The organism is Bartonella sp. W8151 (genome assembly GCF_016100385.1).
In the GTDB taxonomy this organism is placed as follows: domain Bacteria; phylum Pseudomonadota; class Alphaproteobacteria; order Rhizobiales; family Rhizobiaceae; genus Bartonella; species Bartonella apis.
Genome location: NZ_JACFSO010000003.1, coordinates 180,864 through 197,899, shown reverse-complemented (window position 1 = coordinate 197,899; position 17,036 = coordinate 180,864). Strand labels below are relative to the sequence as shown.

11 protein-coding genes are annotated in these 17,036 nt (G+C 44.3%); 7 read left to right on the top strand and 4 right to left on the bottom strand.

All coding sequences use genetic code 11. The annotated features are described in order from the left end of the window. The first annotated feature begins 81 nt into the window (after window positions 1-81). Both H3V14_RS06290 and H3V14_RS06285 read left to right on the top strand, forming a co-directional pair. Window positions 82-1,479 (top strand): FAD-binding oxidoreductase, encoded by a 1,398-nt coding sequence (locus H3V14_RS06290; RefSeq protein ID WP_198227374.1) that lies wholly within the window; start codon window positions 82-84, stop codon window positions 1,477-1,479. Window positions 1,480-2,063: 584 nt separating this feature from the next. Then, the gene (locus H3V14_RS06285) at window positions 2,064-3,458 is read left to right on the top strand and encodes an FAD-binding oxidoreductase (protein ID WP_075870237.1); all 1,395 of its coding nucleotides are present in this window, start codon (window positions 2,064-2,066) and stop codon (window positions 3,456-3,458) included. Here the strand turns inward: H3V14_RS06285 and H3V14_RS06280 are convergent. Continuing rightward, on the bottom strand, window positions 3,424-3,786 hold the full coding sequence (locus H3V14_RS06280; RefSeq protein ID WP_198227372.1) for a DUF488 domain-containing protein: 363 nt from the start codon (window positions 3,784-3,786) through the stop codon (window positions 3,424-3,426). The genes H3V14_RS06285 and H3V14_RS06280 overlap by 35 nt on opposite strands. 637 nt (window positions 3,787-4,423) lie before the next feature. On the opposite strand from H3V14_RS06280, the gene H3V14_RS06275 reads away from it, so the two are divergent. Together H3V14_RS06275 and H3V14_RS06270 are read left to right on the top strand one after the other, a co-directional pair. Beyond that, the gene (locus H3V14_RS06275; RefSeq protein ID WP_075914897.1) at window positions 4,424-4,732 is read left to right on the top strand and encodes a DUF485 domain-containing protein; all 309 of its coding nucleotides are present in this window, start codon (window positions 4,424-4,426) and stop codon (window positions 4,730-4,732) included. Then, a complete protein-coding gene (locus H3V14_RS06270; protein WP_198227370.1) occupies window positions 4,729-6,474 on the top strand; it encodes a cation acetate symporter in 1,746 nt (581 codons plus the stop codon). Before H3V14_RS06275 ends, H3V14_RS06270 begins: the two co-directional genes overlap by 4 nt. A 185-nt stretch (window positions 6,475-6,659) precedes the next feature. Here H3V14_RS06270 and H3V14_RS06265 read toward each other — a convergent pair whose 3' ends face one another. Then, window positions 6,660-7,874, bottom strand: a complete 1,215-nt coding sequence (locus H3V14_RS06265; protein ID WP_198227368.1) for an MFS transporter — start codon at window positions 7,872-7,874, stop codon at window positions 6,660-6,662. Window positions 7,875-8,379: 505 nt separating this feature from the next. Here H3V14_RS06265 and H3V14_RS06260 point away from each other — a divergent pair. Then, window positions 8,380-9,951 carry a phospholipase D family protein gene (locus H3V14_RS06260; RefSeq protein ID WP_198213447.1) on the top strand — a complete coding sequence of 524 codons (1,572 nt, stop codon included), beginning with the start codon at window positions 8,380-8,382 and terminating at the stop codon, window positions 9,949-9,951. 740 nt (window positions 9,952-10,691) lie between these two features. Further along, window positions 10,692-12,188: an IMP dehydrogenase gene (gene guaB / locus H3V14_RS06255; RefSeq protein ID WP_198213449.1), complete on the top strand. Its 1,497-nt coding sequence runs from the start codon at window positions 10,692-10,694 to the stop codon at window positions 12,186-12,188. Window positions 12,189-12,805: 617 nt separating this feature from the next. On the opposite strand, the gene H3V14_RS06250 is transcribed toward guaB, so the two are convergent. Both H3V14_RS06250 and H3V14_RS06245 read right to left on the bottom strand, forming a co-directional pair. Continuing rightward, the gene (locus tag H3V14_RS06250; RefSeq protein ID WP_075916123.1) at window positions 12,806-13,720 is read right to left on the bottom strand and encodes a hydrogen peroxide-inducible genes activator; all 915 of its coding nucleotides are present in this window, start codon (window positions 13,718-13,720) and stop codon (window positions 12,806-12,808) included. 397 nt (window positions 13,721-14,117) lie between these two features. Next, window positions 14,118-15,023, bottom strand: a complete 906-nt coding sequence (locus H3V14_RS06245) for a universal stress protein (RefSeq protein ID WP_198227366.1) — start codon at window positions 15,021-15,023, stop codon at window positions 14,118-14,120. A gap of 551 nt (window positions 15,024-15,574) precedes the next feature. Here H3V14_RS06245 and H3V14_RS06240 point away from each other — a divergent pair. Continuing rightward, the gene (locus tag H3V14_RS06240; protein ID WP_198227364.1) at window positions 15,575-17,032 is read left to right on the top strand and encodes a catalase; all 1,458 of its coding nucleotides are present in this window, start codon (window positions 15,575-15,577) and stop codon (window positions 17,030-17,032) included. Window positions 17,033-17,036 lie beyond the last annotated feature (4 nt).

Below are 17,036 nucleotides of genomic sequence, written 5' to 3'. Positions count from 1 at the left end.
ATTTTGAAATATCATTGCAATTTATTACGCTTGGCGCGAAAGTGGCAAAAAAATTGCCCACCCATAGAGAGAGTAAAAAGAATGGCAAAACACTGCGATGAAGCAACAATAGATCGTGTTTGTGAAGAATTGAAAGCGGCTTTCGGAGATAGGTTCAGCCGCAATCTTTCTGTCCGTCAGGCTCATTCCCATAATGTGACCGCACTTTATCAACAAGCCCCTGATGGCGTTGTTTACGCGACCAACAAAGACGATGTTGTAAAAATCGTAAAAATTTGCGCAGAATACAAAATGCCCATTATTGCCTTCGGAGCCGGAAGTTCCATTGAAGGGCAACTCAATGCCCCCAAGGGTGGCATCAGCATCGATTTTTCAAAAATGGATCAAGTTGTTTCGTTTTCACCTGAAGATATGACCATTACTGTCCAACCCGGCATTACCCGTGAAACATTAAACAGCTGGTTACGCGACAGCGGTCTGTTCTTCCCGATTGATCCCGGTGCCGATGCATCTATCGGTGGGATGGCTTCGACACGTGCATCCGGAACCAATGCCGTACGCTACGGCACGATGAGAGAAGCTGTTTTAAGTGCTGAAGCGGTTATGGCAGATGGAAGGATTATCCGCACAGCAAGCCGCGCAAAAAAATCGGCTGCAGGCTATGACTTGACGCGGCTTCTCGTCGGCTCTGAAGGGACACTCGGCATTTTCACCGAAATTACATTGCGTCTGCATCCGGTTCCGGAAGTCGTTTCGTGCGGTGCTTGCACTTTCCCGACTGTAACCGATGCCTGCAATGCGGTTATTGAGGCAATTCAATGCGCCATTCCTTTAGCCCGTGTTGAACTTCTCGATGAATTTATGACAAAAGCCTGCAATGCCTATTCTGGATTAACTCTTGATCCTCTTCCCACACTTTGTGTCGAATTTCATGGAGATAAAACCAGTGTTGCAGCACAAGTTTCACTGTTCGGTGAGATAGCAGCAAGTCATGGATCAAAAGATTTCAAACATTCGACCGATCCTGACAAACGAGCCGAACTCTGGAAAGCGCGCCACGAAGCCTTCTGGGCAGCGCAGGCAAGCCTTCCCGATTGCGATGTTTTTTCAACAGATGCCTGTGTGCCTATTTCTAGGCTTGCAGATTGTGTGGGCGAAACACAAAAAGATCTTCAGGAGCATCACCTTATCGGGCCAATGGTTGGTCATGTGGGGGATGGAAACTTCCATGTTCTTCTTGCCTATCACAAGGGAAACAAAGAAGAAGAAAAGAAGGTCTACGAATTTTCGGAAAGATTGTCCGAACGAGCAATTTCGATGGACGGAACTTGTACAGGTGAACACGGCATCGGGCAGAGAAAAGCAAAATATTTGAGGCTGGAACTGGGAGATGCTGTCGATTACATGCGAGCTATCAAAAAAGCTCTCGACCCCGATAATATTTTCAACCCCGAAAAATATGGATTTGAAGACTATTGATATTAAACGGTGAAGTGGCAACTTTTACGAAGACTTCGAAACGGCAGTCATAAGCGTCACTTCATTCCGGTATATTAGAAAACAAATCCTTTCTTGTCGGCTGCCTATTTTTAATTAAATGGGCAGCTTTACTCTATTTTTTAAGGTTATTTTTTCGGAATTTTATTCTGGTTTGGTGATCTTTGAAATTTCAAAATCTATGTAACGCAATCTAATACCGGCTATTAAAACTCGTTATCATCTTAAGCTACCTCAAATGTTTCTGTTTTTCATTCTTCATGAATAGTAACAAAGCGATGTTTCGATAAGCGCACCATCTCATTACTCCAACGTCGCGCAAAATATGACGATAGCAGCACTTGATCGAATTTTCCGAACAAAAAATTTTTCACTTAAATATATGATATTAAACGGTTTTATAAAATTTTATAATGTATTTTAATGTAAAACAAAAATACAATAAAAATATATTATGATAAATTTGAATAATAAATCATGTAAAAGAATATTTTGATTGAAAAATGATATTAAAACGTGCGAACTTATCACATTAGCTATCCAATACAGGGAGAGGAGTGTAGAGAATGGCTAGACTAGATCAGAAGACCGTAGATCAAGTGTGTAAAGAATTAGAAACGGCCTTTGGCAATCGTTTCAGCAACAATCTTTCAGTTCGCGATACCCACTCGCACAATGAAACAAAATTGCGGCACGAAGTGCCTGATGGCGTTGTTTATGCATTGTCAAAAGATGATGTGGTCAAGACGGTCAAAATTTGCGCCCGTTATAAAATGCCGATTATCGGTTTTGGCGTCGGCAGTTCTCTTGAAGGACAATTGAATGCTCCTGTAGGTGGTATCAGTATCGATTTTTCAAAAATGGATCAGGTTGTATCTTTTTCGCCTGAAGATATGACCGTCACAATACAACCGGGTATTACACGAGAAACACTGAACAGCTGGTTGCGTGATAGCGGTTTGTTTTTTCCAATTGATCCCGGCGCGAATGCATCAATCGGTGGTATGGCATCAACCCGCGCATCGGGTACCAGCGCTGTTCGCTATGGAACAATGAGAGAGGCTGTTTTATGTGCTGAAGCAGTTATGGCTGATGGTCGCCTCATCCGCACAGCAAGTCGCGCAAAAAAATCTGCCGCCGGTTATGATCTGACACGGCTTCTCGTTGGCTCGGAAGGCACGCTCGGGCTTTTTACCGAACTCACAATAAGGTTGCATCCGATACCTGAAGTTGTCTCGAGTGGCATTTGCACCTTTGCAACAATTGGAGACGCATGTAATACCGTCATCGAATCCATCCAGTGCGCTATACCCTTTGCACGTGTCGAATTGATGGACGAGTTCATGGTCAAGGCGTGCAACGCCTATTCCGGTTTAACTTTGGAGCCACGCCCGACGCTTTGCGTCGAGTTCCATGGCGACGAGGCAAGTGTTGCAAGCCAGGCTGCCACGTTTAGCGAAATTGCCTCGGCCCATGGTTCGAGCAATTTTCAGCAATCGACCGACCCGGAAAAACGGGCCCAACTTTGGAAAGCCCGCCATAGTGCGTTATGGGCTGCCGAGGCAAGCTTGCCCGAATGCGATGTATTTTCTACAGATGCCTGTGTGCCTATTTCGCGCCTTGCCGATTGTGTCACCGAAACGCAAAAAGACCTGAAAGAACATAATCTGATCGGCCCCATCATCGGTCACGTCGGTGACGGTAATTTTCATGTTTTTGTGGGGTACCCGAAAGATAACGAGAGGGAAGAAAAACGCATCTATGAATTTACCGAAAGGCTGTCGGAACGGGCCATATCAATGGGAGGCACTTGCACAGGTGAACATGGCATAGGACAACGCAAGATAAAATATTTGCGTATGGAACTTGGAGACGCCGTCGACTTCATGTGGACAATTAAACAGGCTCTCGATCCTGACAATATTCTCAATCCCGGGAAATATGGTTTTCCAGAAAATTGACTAGCACGACAGCATTGTTGTGCTCTTCATCATGCGCCGCATACAATAACGTTACTTGCGGATGTTTCTTCAGGGAAGAAAGAAAAAGTTCGATCGCTTCCAATTGACCATCGAGTTCGGAAATATATCGGTTTTTGAATTCTTCCCATTTGGCAACATCATGGTTGAACCAATGACGCAACTCATTGCTCGGTGCCAATTCCTTTTGCCAATCATCAATATGGGCTTTTTCCTTGGAAAGCCCCCTTGGCCAGAGGCGATCAATCAAAACCCGCCAACCATCATTTTCCGAATATGGTTCATAAACCCGTTTGATAGTTATCTTCATTCTGTTTTATTCCGGTAGTGTTTTGAATACCATTATTCAAAATAGTGCATCTTCAAAAAGATCAAAAGCTTTAAATATTATAAGACGCTTAACGATATTCCCCTACTAGAATTTTTCCTGGATTTTTCTCGACCGACAGCACAGTTGAATCGGCTTATTAAGAGCCATTGGAATTGCGCAATTTTCCCTCACATTAGCCCCAGCGGCACATCTCTTACTACTTTTCATAAAAGCGACAAAACATCCAAAGCAACGTTTTTATTTTATATATACGAAAAATTGAATACGAAAATCATCAAAAAACATAATTTAAATTTTGACAATATTGACATAACATATCACTTGCATGATTATTTTAAATCGAATGAAATTTATTTTATGGAGGTGTCAAATAAAAATCGTTTTTTAAACCTAAGATAGTCATTTTAGTTACTTTAATTCAGAGTAAATCAAGTTAAATTTGAGTATTTTACTACGTCTGGAACGGCAGGGATAGCTATCGGGCTGAAATTGGAACGGTATCAGAGGAGAGCAACCGTTTCGCGCCTTGTGCCCCCCCCCCGTGAGTGACACTGATTACAAGTAACAATATCTGACTGAATTTGAAAATCATTCCTGTCACGGAGGAGGAGCCGTCATGGATAAAGAAACTATTGCCCGGATAGAGGCGAGCCCCGCCTATGTTACGTTGAGAAAAAAGCGCAACAGGTTGGGCGGCATTCTTACTGTTATTGCCCTTATCGTTTATTATGGCTGGATTGCACTCATTGCCTTTGACAAACAGTTCCTGAGTTTACGCATCGGTACCGGCGTCACAACGATAGCCATCCCGATTGGCATAGGTGTGATTGTTGTCATGGTGCTTTTAACTGCAATCTATATTCTGATCGCAAACAGCAGTTATGACCATTATATCGACGAGATTAAAAAGGAGGTTAAGCAATGAACCTCTTTTGTTTTTTAAAAAGGCAGCACGTCTTCGGAATAGGTACTTTCCTCATCTTTCTCTCGAACAACATCAATGCGAAAGCCGATGCCATTGGTGGAGAACTTCCCAAACAAGCCACGAACTGGTCGGCAATTATCATGTTTTTCGTGTTTGTTGCTCTGACCCTGTGGATTACCAAATGGGCTGCAAACAGAACCCGGTCACGAGCGGACTTCTATACCGCTGGCGGCGGTATAACCGGTTTTCAGAACGGTTTGGCTATTGCCGGTGACTTTATGTCTGCCGCTTCCTTTCTTGGAATTTCGGCTATGGTCATGAGCGTCGGTTATGACGGATTGATCTATGCCGTCGGCTTTCTTGTCGGTTGGCCTATTGTCATGTTTCTTGTGGCGGAAAGATTACGCAACCTCGGTCGCTTCAATTTTGCCGATGTCGCAGGGTTCCGTTTTGCAACCGCCCCGATACGGATATTTGCTGCCTGCGGGACACTTGCTGTTGTCGCTTTTTATCTGATCGCACAAATGGTTGGTGCCGGCCAGCTTATCAAACTCCTGTTCGGACTGGATTATCTTTATGCGGTAATTCTTGTCGGTGTTTTAATGATGATTTACGTGCTTTTTGGTGGCATGACAGCCACAACATGGGTGCAGATCATCAAAGCCGTATTGCTTCTTATCGGCGTCACTTTTATGGCATTCATGATCTTGTTGAAATTCAACTTCAGCTTTGAAAATTTCTTTCAGGCTGCAGTAAACGTCAAAGCGACATTGTTTGCCCAAAAAAACTCTGTTGACGCCACTTCGCCTGAAGCGGTTGCTGCCGGACAATCGATCATGTCTCCCGGTGGTTTTATAAAGGATCCGGTTTCGGCTATTTCCTTCGGCATGGCATTGATGTTCGGAACCGCCGGACTGCCACATATTCTGATGCGTTTTTTCACTGTCCCGAATGCAAAAGAAGCCCGAAAATCTGTTTTGTGGGCAACGATCTGGAACGGATATTTCTATATCGTTATCTTTATCATCGGTTTTGGTGCCATTGCACTTGTTCTCTCCGATCCGGTACTTTCAGCGCCCTTTTCAAGTGGTGCGGGGGCAGCAAATATGGCCGCGGTTATGGTCGGAAAGGCGGTCGGCGGAAATATGTTCTACGGTTTTATTTCTGCTGTGGCTTTTGCGACTATTCTGGCTGTTGTCGCAGGCCTTACTCTTTCCGGTGCAACAGCAATATCCCATGATATTTTCAATATGGTCTTAAAAAAAGGCACGGCAGCAAGCGACGTCGAACTGCGGATATCACGCATTGCTACGGTCGTCATCGGCATCATTGCCATTCTACTTGGCATTGTTTTCGAACAGCAGAACGTGGCCTTTATGGTTGCACTTGCTTTTGCTATTGCAGCATCTGCAAACTTTCCTGTTCTGCTGCTTTCCATCCTGTGGAAAAAATGTACCACACGGGGAGCAGTGATCGGGGGCTTCCTTGGACTCATATCTTCTGTCGGCCTCACAATTGTCTCGCCGGCCGTATGGGTTTCGACATTCGGTTTCTCACCGGATACGGTGCTCTTCCCCTATACCTCACCTGCCCTCTTCTCGATGATATTGGGCTTTGGCGGTGTATGGTTGTTTTCAATTACCGACAACAGCAACCGTGCACAGGAAGACCGCGCAGGCTTTCCTGCCCAACAGATCCGTTCTGAAACCGGCATAGGTGCGTCAGTCGCTTCTGACCATTAAATTGGTTCAGATTCAACTGACTTTTATTAAAAGTTCACTATTTGAAAAGGCATATAATGCTTTGTAAAAAAGGCGGTCTCTGACCGCCTTTTTCTATCAGTATTGGCATTTGAATTCACCACCTCCGATTTTCTTGGCACGTTTCAAGCTATGACAATAGATATATTGTCGATATTTGTGTGGCCTCACGCCTTTTCGTGATGTCGATAAAGTTTCAAGTTTATGACAACGGCGACGAAAATAACCAAGGCAGTTACAAAAAAGACCGGACGAACGCCGAACCACCCACCAATAAAACCGCCGCAAACAGGCCCCAGAACCTGCCCAACATATTGCGACGAAACAGAAAGCCCCAAGACAGTTCCCACAGCATCATCCGGTACGATATGACGCAAAATAGCAGTTACACAGGGAATCAGTCCACCAAGTGCCAGACCGAGCAGAAAGCGCAATACAACCAACATCCATGCGGATGTCACAAATGCTTGCGGCACGACGAGAATAATAGCTGCAATCATTGCCCAGACTAACACTTTCCAATGCCCGACGCGATCAGCGAGCCGGCCGAGTTGGGTTGCCGATAGCGCACTTCCTAATGCTGTCATTGACATAACAAGACCTGCCCAGAAAGTTACACTCGCTCCCCCTTTGGACAGAGTATTTACAAAAATTGTTATAATCGGCTCGATTGACAGATTGGCAAAGGTTAGAAGCGCTCCGGTTAGCAACATTGCGCTAACATTGTGGTTAAAGAGACTTCGCGTGAGCATGCCCTTGTTTTTTTTGCGACGCCGTTCAACAAAAACCTTATGATTTTCACTGATCGCAAATGTTGTAATGATAAAAGTTATAAAAATCAGAATACCGATAGCGACAAAACACGTTCTTATGCCGATGTAATCCGGTAAAATACCGCCAATCAAAGGACCAATAAAATTGCCAGCCATAACACCGGACGAAATAACGCCCAGTGCCCATCCGGTTTTATCTTTCGGCGTTTGCGTGGCTGCTAGAATAGTCGCTCCCGACGCATAACCTCCGGCGAGCCCCGTCAATAAACGCAATAAAACCAATTGTGAAACGCTGGTAACAAAGCCCATCAATCCGATCGAAATTGCCATGCCGAAACTTGCACGAACCAACATAAGCTTACGCCCGTAACGGTCGCCCAAACGGCCCCACAAAGGCGCGACAAGAGTTGCAGAAAAAAACGTCGCTGCATATGCAATTCCTGACCATTCCGAAATGGCTTTCGGATCACTCACTCCGATTTCTTCAACAAAAAGCGGCAAAAAAGGCAAAAGAACAGTCATCCCGACAATCGTCGTAAAGGCACCGAAAGCCGATATGATGAGATTTCGCCGCCAATGAGGCGACAATTCTTCAGTTTGTTCAACCATTTGAACGCCCAATCAATTTTGTCGTGACGATACTTCTATTGCAACGTTGAAAAGACAGAAAACAATGGCCATCCTAGGGTGAAACCCGCTTCGCCATTTATTTCTATCGTTCATCTTCCGTTCACCGGATCCTTTATTTTATCAAAGGCAGCAAAATCAAATTATTTTTTGAGATCAATAGAGGTTTGCCTTTTTACATCGGACGACAAGTCTTCAAGACTGGCCCCGGAAAGGAACAGGACATTGCGATTTTTCACTTGTTGATAAAAAGATTTTTCAAAATTGGCAAAACCTCCGGGAAAGTCATCAAACTTAAAACCGGAAGGCTGAAAAAACTGTTTTCCCAAAAAAGGATAGCGTTATTGTTACCTGTTACTGTTTGTCGCCTATAATGAATCGAGACACTATCAATTATTTTTTAAAATAGCCAATTCAGGAAATGAATAGACGACATTAGCCGATTATATTAGATTACATCGTTTTCTGGAACAAGAGAGCCTTTTCTTTGAACATTCTACATTTAGTCATCGCAATTGTTATCGTGTTTGCGTTAGCCTCTATGCTGGCTGTCTATGCTTACGGACGCTTTGCAAAAAGTGCGCGCGGCGAAAGTTCTTTTGCGCTGAAAATAGGTGGAAAAAGCACAAAAATAGACCAGAAAATCGAAGATTTGGCAAAACGTGAAAACGGGTTGGGTGTTGAAAAAGACGGGCTGTCACTTTTCATCAGTAATCTTGATGCTTTTGCCGGCCGCGCTGTCGGAACCGGACTTGCCGGACGCAGTCTTGATCTCATGTATTATATCTGGGATGATGACCTCACGGGTCGCCTTCTTTTGAAAGAGGTGATGGATGCTGCCGATAGAGGCGTTCGCGTCCGTATGTTGCTTGACGATATTAATGCACAGGGGCGTGATCCGGCCTATGTTGCGCTTGATAAACATCCGAACATAGAAATACGGATGTTCAACCCCGGACGGGCGCGAAACGGTGGTTTGAGACGCGGTCTTGAAATGGTGTTACGTGCATTAACAGTCACCCGCAGAATGCACAACAAAGCTTTTATCATTGACGGGCGCATTGCTTTTGTAGGCGGGCGTAATATTGCCGACGCCTATTTCGGAGCGGGCAAGGCCTCCAATTTTCGCGATCTTGATTTGATGCTTGTCGGGCCTTCGGTCAAAAAAGTGGAAACAATTTTCGATTCATTCTGGAACAGTGCTGTGGCACTGCCCATCCATGCCTTGGCAGTACCCAAAAAAGCCCGTGATATCAATTATTGGAAAAACAAACTCACGCAATTTCACGACTCGGAAAACGCAAAACCTTATCTTGATTATGTCCGCAATCATATGAATTTCGAACATTTCATCAAACCGCAACATAAGCTTTTTCCGGTTGTTGCGGTTGATGTTGTGTCGGATCCCCCCGAAAAAGCTCTTGGGCATAGGCCTGAAAACTGGTTGATGACAGTGTTTTCACCATTAATCGATAGCGCAAAAACCGAGCTGCAGATTACATCTCCCTATTTTGTTCCCGGAAAAGCGGGAACCGAACGGCTTTGCAAGCTCGTAAAAAATGGTGCCGACGTCCGGATACTTACAAATTCTCTGGCAGCAACCGATGTTGCTGCAGTCCATGGTGGATATGCGCCTTATCGCAAGCCACTTCTTAAAGGCGGAGCAAAACTTTACGAACTGAAGCCAGATGGTGGGCCTCATCGCTTGCGCCTGTTTGGTTCCGGTCGTGCGAGTCTTCATACCAAGGCGTTCCTGATCGACGGTAAAACAGCATTTATCGGTTCTTTCAATTTTGACCCCCGTTCAGCTTCACTTAACACTGAAATGGGAATTCTGTTTGAATGTCCCCCCATATCCGACAGATTGAACAAGCTTTTTGCTGCAGAAACAACAAAGGAAATGAGCTATCATCTTCATCTTGATAGCAGAAACCGGATTTACTGGGATTTTGTTGAAGGCGCAAAACCATGCCTCACAAAACGTGAACCGGAAAGTCGCATATGGCGAAGGGCTTTTGCCAAGCTGATTAGCTGGTTGCCTATCCAATCACAATTGTAAAAAAATAATCTGCGCGCAAAGTCTTTGATTTATCAAATTTGGCGCAAAACCGACACGTTCGTCTTGCTTGAAATCTGACTACTCAAGGAATGCAACAAAAGCATTACGAACGGATGGCAATCTTCCAAGGATTTCGGGAAATCTTGCGCTTTAATGAGGTGCGCTTCACACTATTTGAGGGCAAAATATTCTGCCTGTCCCTTAATTACATCAGGAAAGTCTGAACTCGTGCCGTCTCCACACAACCGGACAAGAAACCCGTCGCCTCTAGCGTTATAGATAATTTGGATGTAGCTGAAATCGAATAACCGGAGCGTTTCTTCTACTCTCATCCATGTTTGGTTGAAGAACCCCTGGTCTTTAACAAACGACAACCGGCATAAGCGGGAAATCGCTCCCGCAGTTCAATTTTTTCAAAGACGGAACATCAGCATATCGAATAGAATAATTGTTCCGGATTTTGCGAAAAATAAATGCTTCCAAATACCAAATAAAAATTCCTTTCGTTATCCGACAATAGATTAAATGAATTCAACTTTTTTGGTTATCGGATAGGATGAATTGCGGATTTTTAAGAAAAACAATCCAAATTAAAGTGTGATAACTCAAAATGTGATTGCCACCCCCCTTTCCAATTTTGTTCCCGCGTGTTACGAACCAGCGCCAATCCATAAGAAGCAATACGAATGTACCGCTGTACTTGGTTTCAGCGGTTGTTCGTTTTTAAAGGAATATTGGACATGGCAAAAATCATTGAAACAGCTACAGGTAGAGAAGCACTGACATTTGACGATGTGCTTTTACAGCCTGCCCATTCTGAAGTTATGCCGGGGCAAGTCGATCTTAAAACGACTGTTGCAACCGACATAGTTTTAAACTTGCCGCTCTTGTCGGCTGCAATGGATACAGTAACCGAGTCGAGATTGGCAATTGCCATGGCACAATCAGGCGGAATGGGTGTTATCCATCGTAACATGACACCAACCGAGCAGGCAGAGGAAGTCCGTCAGGTCAAGAAGTTTGAATCCGGCATGGTTGTCAACCCCGTTACCATCGGGCCGGAAGCCACGTTGGAAGAAGCAAAGGCGCTTATGGCAGCTCACGGCATTTCCGGCATTCCGGTTGTTGAGAATGGCGAAAAAGGTCCGGGACGTCTTGTCGGCATCCTGACAAACCGTGATGTTCGTTTTGCTTCCGATCCGAAACAGAAAATTTATGAATTGATGACACGGGAAAACCTCGTTACCGTTCGTGAAAATGTCCAACATGACGAGGCTAAAAGGCTTCTCCATCAAAATAGAATAGAAAAACTTCTGGTTGTCGATAATGAAGGGCGTTGCGTCGGATTGATAACTGTAAAAGATATCGAAAAATCGCGCCTCAATCCGAATGCTGCCAAAGACGCCCAAGGGCGTTTACGTGTCGGTGCGGCAAGCACTGTCGGTCGTGACGGCATGGAACGGGCAGAACGGCTTATTGATGCCGGTGTTGATATTCTGGTGATCGATACTGCTCACGGTCATTCCCAGCGTGTTCTTGACGCTGTCAAGGAAGTGAAAAAGATTGCCGGTTCAACCGCTATTATGGCCGGAAATGTCGCAACACCTGAAGCAACACAGGCACTCATCGATTGCGGAGCTGATGCCGTTAAAGTCGGCATTGGACCGGGTTCGATTTGTACAACACGTATCGTGGCTGGTGTCGGAGTTCCGCAACTTTCAGCTATCATGGGGGCTGTCGAAGTTGCTGACAAAGCAGGTATTCCGATTATTGCCGATGGCGGTATCAAATATTCAGGTGATCTTGCAAAAGCCTTGGCAGCAGGTGCCCGCGCAGTCATGATCGGTTCGCTGCTTGCAGGTACGGAAGAAAGCCCGGGGGAAGTTTATCTCTATAAAGGTCGCTCTTTCAAAGCCTATCGCGGGATGGGATCGGTAAGTGCAATGGCACGTGGTTCGGCCGATCGTTATTTTCAGGCAGATGTGCATGACGAATTGAAACTCGTGCCTGAGGGCATTGAAGGACAAGTTGCCTATAAGGGGCCTGCAGCCTCGGTTCTGCATCAACTCGGTGGCGGTTTGCGTGCTTCAATGGGCTATCTCGGTGCACCGAACCTTGAAGAATTCCGCAAAAAAGCAACATTCGTACGCATTACCAATGCCGGACTGAGTGAAAGCCACACCCATAATGTGTCGATCACTCGCGAAAGCCCGAATTATCCGAGTGCAATCCTGTAATTGCGGTTTTCGGATTTACCCCCTTGCCTGCCCCAAAAGCCGGCAAGGGGTTTTATAAATAGTTTTGCCACGGAAAACTTGTTGGCATTTCTATGTCATTGATAGCCGGTTTGATAACAAAATGGTCGCCAACTTTATGCGTATTATGGCACCAAATTATAGATCGCGAAAACGATAATCATCCGGTCATGGCAAGCGTACTACCATCGTCCCTCAAAACATTATTAATTTTATCAGTGAACACACTTTCCATCCTTGAAAGTCAGATCGGGAATTGGATGAGGATTGCGTCTCGCGGTTCACCTACCGACTGGCAATCACTCTGCAAAATAGTTTTCCGCTTTTACACTTTGAAGTTTCAGCAATGCCGTTTCTTGTTGAAACCGTGGTAAAAATAGCAATCCATATCAATTGATAAACAACAAAGCACCGGGCACGATTTGTATTACCGGCTCAACAATATTTCACACAGAATTCCAGTGCGGTTGCGCTTTATCTTCGACAATTGTTTCCGGTTTGGCAATTCACAGCCCTATTATCGTAACGCCTCCCTCCATCCCGCTTGACGAAAGGCGAACAGAACCATCCCTAATGACAAAACGGTTTCCTGCAATCAATCACATTATAAAATTCCGCGCCTGATCAAGAATTGGCACAGCCAGTGATTTTAAAAGATCAGCCAACAACTTGAAGTCTTTGCTCCGGCGTGATCGCCTTCTCCAGAAAAGACAAATATGCCGTTTCGGTGTTTCACCTTCAAAAGCAACAACGCTGATATTATCCAAACGGGCTTCCGTTGAAACAGCAATTTGCGGAATGATTGTTATGCCGATGCCATTAGCAACAAGTTGCATCAATGTTGTTAATGAGGATGCCGTAATGTCGTGACGATATCTTTTTGTCTGGCAGGCCTCAAGGCTTTGGTCCCTCAGGCAATGACCTTCTTCCAAAAGCAACAACTTGCCGGTGTCAACATCGCCTGCACGAACGTTTTTATAAACCGATTGCGGGTCATCACGAGGCAGCGCATAATAAAAATCGTCGTCGAAGAGCAATTCCGACACAAATTCATCTTCATCAAGCGGTGTTGCAGCAACAACCGCATCAATATGGCCATTGCGCAGCAGCTCAACAAGTCTATCGGTTTTTGCTTCCTGAATTTGCAGCGTAAGAGAAGGATACAAATGGCGGACCTTTGGTAATACAGACGGCAATATATAAGGTGCGACGGTCGGAATGATACCAAGTTTGATCGGATAGCTGAGCGGCGATTCATGCGCCGCTACAATGTCTCCAAGCACGGTAAGCCGCGCCAGAATATCGTTGATAATCGGAAGAAAGTTACATCCGAGCGGTGTTAATATGATGCGTTTCGATGTCCTTTCAAAAAGCGGCGAACCGGCTATTTTCTCCATCTCGGCAATTTGTACGGAGAGTGCAGGTTGCGAAATGCCCAATTTTTCGGATGCTTCACCAAAATGGCCCGTGCTGGCCAGAATCTGAAAATAACGAAGTTGTCTTACGGTAAACATGATAACTTTTTCTTATACAACAAAAAACAAAAAGCAATTGGATTTAATTTGATCAATTGAATACGATACCAAGTGTCCTGAAGAAGGACGGGACAGCACCTTGCCGGAGGGTTAGCTGCCCATTACAGAGATTGAGAGCTTGCTGTTTATTTTTCAACCTGAAATGCTTCAGGGAGGAGATTTAGCGAGCGCTCAATCTGTAACTGTATGGAGCTTTCTTCAGTTTACTTTTCTCTTCGGTCATCATGCTAATTCAGATGACCACTTGGAGGCCGAAACATTTCCCCCTATGTTTCGGTCTCTTTGCTTATTTAAATTGAGATACTCATCCCAGTCAAAAGATTTCTAAAAAATTAAATGTGAAGATGAACTATGCGCTAAAGTTCCACTTCAAGGCTTAATTCCGCTCTATCCAACGATCTTTTTCCAATCCGCTTCCGACGATAAGTGTCGGAACTTTCAGCTTTTGTATAAGGCTTCCCGGGATTGAACCATATATCAGGCTCGTTATTTTATCTTTGTTAAAGGCACTCAGAATAATCATATCAATATTGTTTTCATCGACAATTTTATTAATATTTTCGCCATCACGATCATCATCAAGAAGCAACGGGGACACCTGTATTTTCGCACTCTCGAGCTCTCTTACCAGCTTTTCAATATCTTCTGATACCGAACTTGAAGCGTATTTTGAACAGGCAAGCACTATAGTTTTACCGGAAAAAAGATGAAAGTGATTGAAATAATTGGTTATCAGCTTCCATTTGAATTCGCTATCATAGAGAAATAGTGCTTTCTTTATCGGCTTCACATCAATTGTTGCAGCCAATACCGGCACTGGCGAAGCACGTATAATTGTTTCGAAATTTTCACCTACCTTTGCTACACCTGTTACATTTAATGTTTTTTGCCCTTGCTTGCCGATAACAATCAATGGTGATGTTTTTCCATAAAACCTTATCGCGTCAGAAAGGCTATCAAACCGCAATCGGGTATCAACATCACGCCCGCCACGTTCCTCTATATAGCTTTTCGCGTCTTCCAACAACGTTTGCCCAAGTTCCTGCATCAACCGGGCATAGGAAGCTGAATGATCACGTATTTTTCCAATGAAATCGGTATAGAACCTGTCATCGATATCCTTCGCTATATCCGGTGGTATAACTGCGTCGTTCGCCATGTTTTCAAGGACATTCAGCAATCTGATCGGGGCGTCGAATTGTTGGGCAGCCCAAAGAGCAAGGTCACAAACCGATTTCCAATAAATTGAGGAATCGACCAAAGCTAATATCGGTTCTTTCATTCACTTCACCCCGACTTCGATAATAAATATTGATTAAATACGATTATATTATATTACATTATATTAACGAATTATTCTAATTAAAAATAACTATATGTATTTTTATAAAAAAACAAAAACAACCTGTCATTTATATTTTATAAAATTATAATTTAAATTTAAAAAAGGCGAACGTAACAGTCGCCACAACTCTTTTTAAAAAAATTCGGGATGTTTATCGAAACGTAAAACTTTAATCTACTTTATTAAAAAACATATAGGTGAAAAACCGGGCTTTTCCCGAGCTATAAGGAGGAAATCCATTTTTTAAAACTCCACGTTTTATCAAATTGCTCAGACGTCGTGTCAAATCCGTAAAGTGCGTGAAAACGTAATCTTGGTCTGCGAAACGTTTTGTTGAGGATAAAGAAAGAAGCGGTTTTCCGGTTTTTGTTGCAGAGCTATAATTTAAGCTAATATGATTTTAAACAATTAAAAATTAGAATTAATTTAAACTTGCTCTATGTTATTCAAGTGTGACCAATTGAAATTGAACAGACTTGGAGGCTTTAATGAGCGAGCGGATTACATTGACAACAACGGCCGGCGCTGCCGTACCAGATAATCAGAACTCCATTACTGCAGGTCCTCGCGGTCCTGTATTGATGCAAGATTATCAATTATTGGAAAAATTGGCGCATCAAAACCGTGAGCGTATACCGGAACGCACAGTTCACGCGAAAGGTGTTGGCGCACATGGTGTATTAAAAATCACCGGCGACATTACACGCTATACAAAGGCTGCTGTATTCAAACCCGGCACAGAAACACCTATGCTCGGTCGTTTTTCCACTGTTGCAGGTGAAAGAGGAGCTGCTGATGCCGAACGCGACGTTCGTGGTTTTGCATTGAAGTTCTACACGTCTGAAGGCAACTGGGATCTCGTTGGCAATAATACGCCGGTATTTTTTGTTCGTGATGCCTATAAGTTTCCCGATTTTATCCATACGCAAAAACGACATCCGCGAACCAATTTGCGGTCGAACACAGCCCAATGGGATTTCTGGTCGCTTTCGCCGGAAAGTCTGCATCAGGTCACTATTCTGATGTCCGATCGCGGATTACCGATCGATACCATGCATATGAACGGTTATGGTTCGCATACCTATTCATTGTGGAACGACAAAGGTGAACGTTTCTGGGTCAAGTTCCATTTCAAGACAATGCAGGGGCATAAATTCTATACCAATGCCGAAGCTAAAGAACTTGTAGGAAAGACGCGTGAAAGCTCGCAGGAAGCACTCTATAATGCCATTGAAAGCGGGAACTTCCCGCGTTGGAAAGTCCAAGTCCAGATTATGCCTGAAGCAGACGCAGACAAGACACCTTATAACCCCTTCGATCTGACAAAAGTTTGGCCTCATAAAGATTATCCGCCAATGGATATCGGTATTATGGAATTGAACCGTAATCCTGACGATTATTTTGCAGAAATCGAAGAGGCTGCTTTCTCGCCTTCCAATATCGTTCCAGGCATCGGCTATTCGCCTGATAAAATGTTGCAGGCCCGTATCTTCTCTTATGCGGATGCGCACCGTTATCGTTTGGGCACGCATTATGAACAAATTCCGGTAAACAAACCCGTTTGCCCTGTTCATAACTACCATCGTGACGGGCAAATGAACACTTATGGCGGCCATTCAACCAATAATGTCGACGCTTATTACGAACCGAATTCCTTCAATGGCCCGGTTGAAGATAAATCGGCACAGGAACCGCCGTTAAAACTTTCCGGTGATGCTTATCGTTACGATCATCGGGCTGGCAATGACGATTACAGTCAGGTAACAGCACTTTTCAATCTGTTCGATCAGGATCAGAAAAACCGTCTTTTCTCCAACATTGCCGATGCAATGGAAGGCGTTCCGGATTTCATCATCGAGCGTCAACTTGGACACTTTGAAAAAGTCCATCCGGATTATGCAGCAGGCGTACGTGCTGCCATAAAACGTAAAAAAGAAAGCGAATAATTTC

Coding starts and splice junctions, on each gene's coding strand:
- H3V14_RS06290 (WP_198227374.1), top strand. CDS start 82: ATGGCAAAACACTGCGATGAAGCAACAATAGATCGTGTTTGTGAAGAA.
- H3V14_RS06285 (WP_075870237.1), top strand. CDS start 2,064: ATGGCTAGACTAGATCAGAAGACCGTAGATCAAGTGTGTAAAGAATTA.
- H3V14_RS06280 (WP_198227372.1), bottom strand. CDS start 3,786: ATGAAGATAACTATCAAACGGGTTTATGAACCATATTCGGAAAATGAT.
- H3V14_RS06275 (WP_075914897.1), top strand. CDS start 4,424: ATGGATAAAGAAACTATTGCCCGGATAGAGGCGAGCCCCGCCTATGTT.
- H3V14_RS06270 (WP_198227370.1), top strand. CDS start 4,729: ATGAACCTCTTTTGTTTTTTAAAAAGGCAGCACGTCTTCGGAATAGGT.
- H3V14_RS06265 (WP_198227368.1), bottom strand. CDS start 7,874: ATGGTTGAACAAACTGAAGAATTGTCGCCTCATTGGCGGCGAAATCTC.
- guaB (WP_198213449.1), top strand. CDS start 10,692: ATGGCAAAAATCATTGAAACAGCTACAGGTAGAGAAGCACTGACATTT.
- H3V14_RS06250 (WP_075916123.1), bottom strand. CDS start 13,720: ATGTTTACCGTAAGACAACTTCGTTATTTTCAGATTCTGGCCAGCACG.
- H3V14_RS06245 (WP_198227366.1), bottom strand. CDS start 15,023: ATGAAAGAACCGATATTAGCTTTGGTCGATTCCTCAATTTATTGGAAA.
- H3V14_RS06240 (WP_198227364.1), top strand. CDS start 15,575: ATGAGCGAGCGGATTACATTGACAACAACGGCCGGCGCTGCCGTACCA.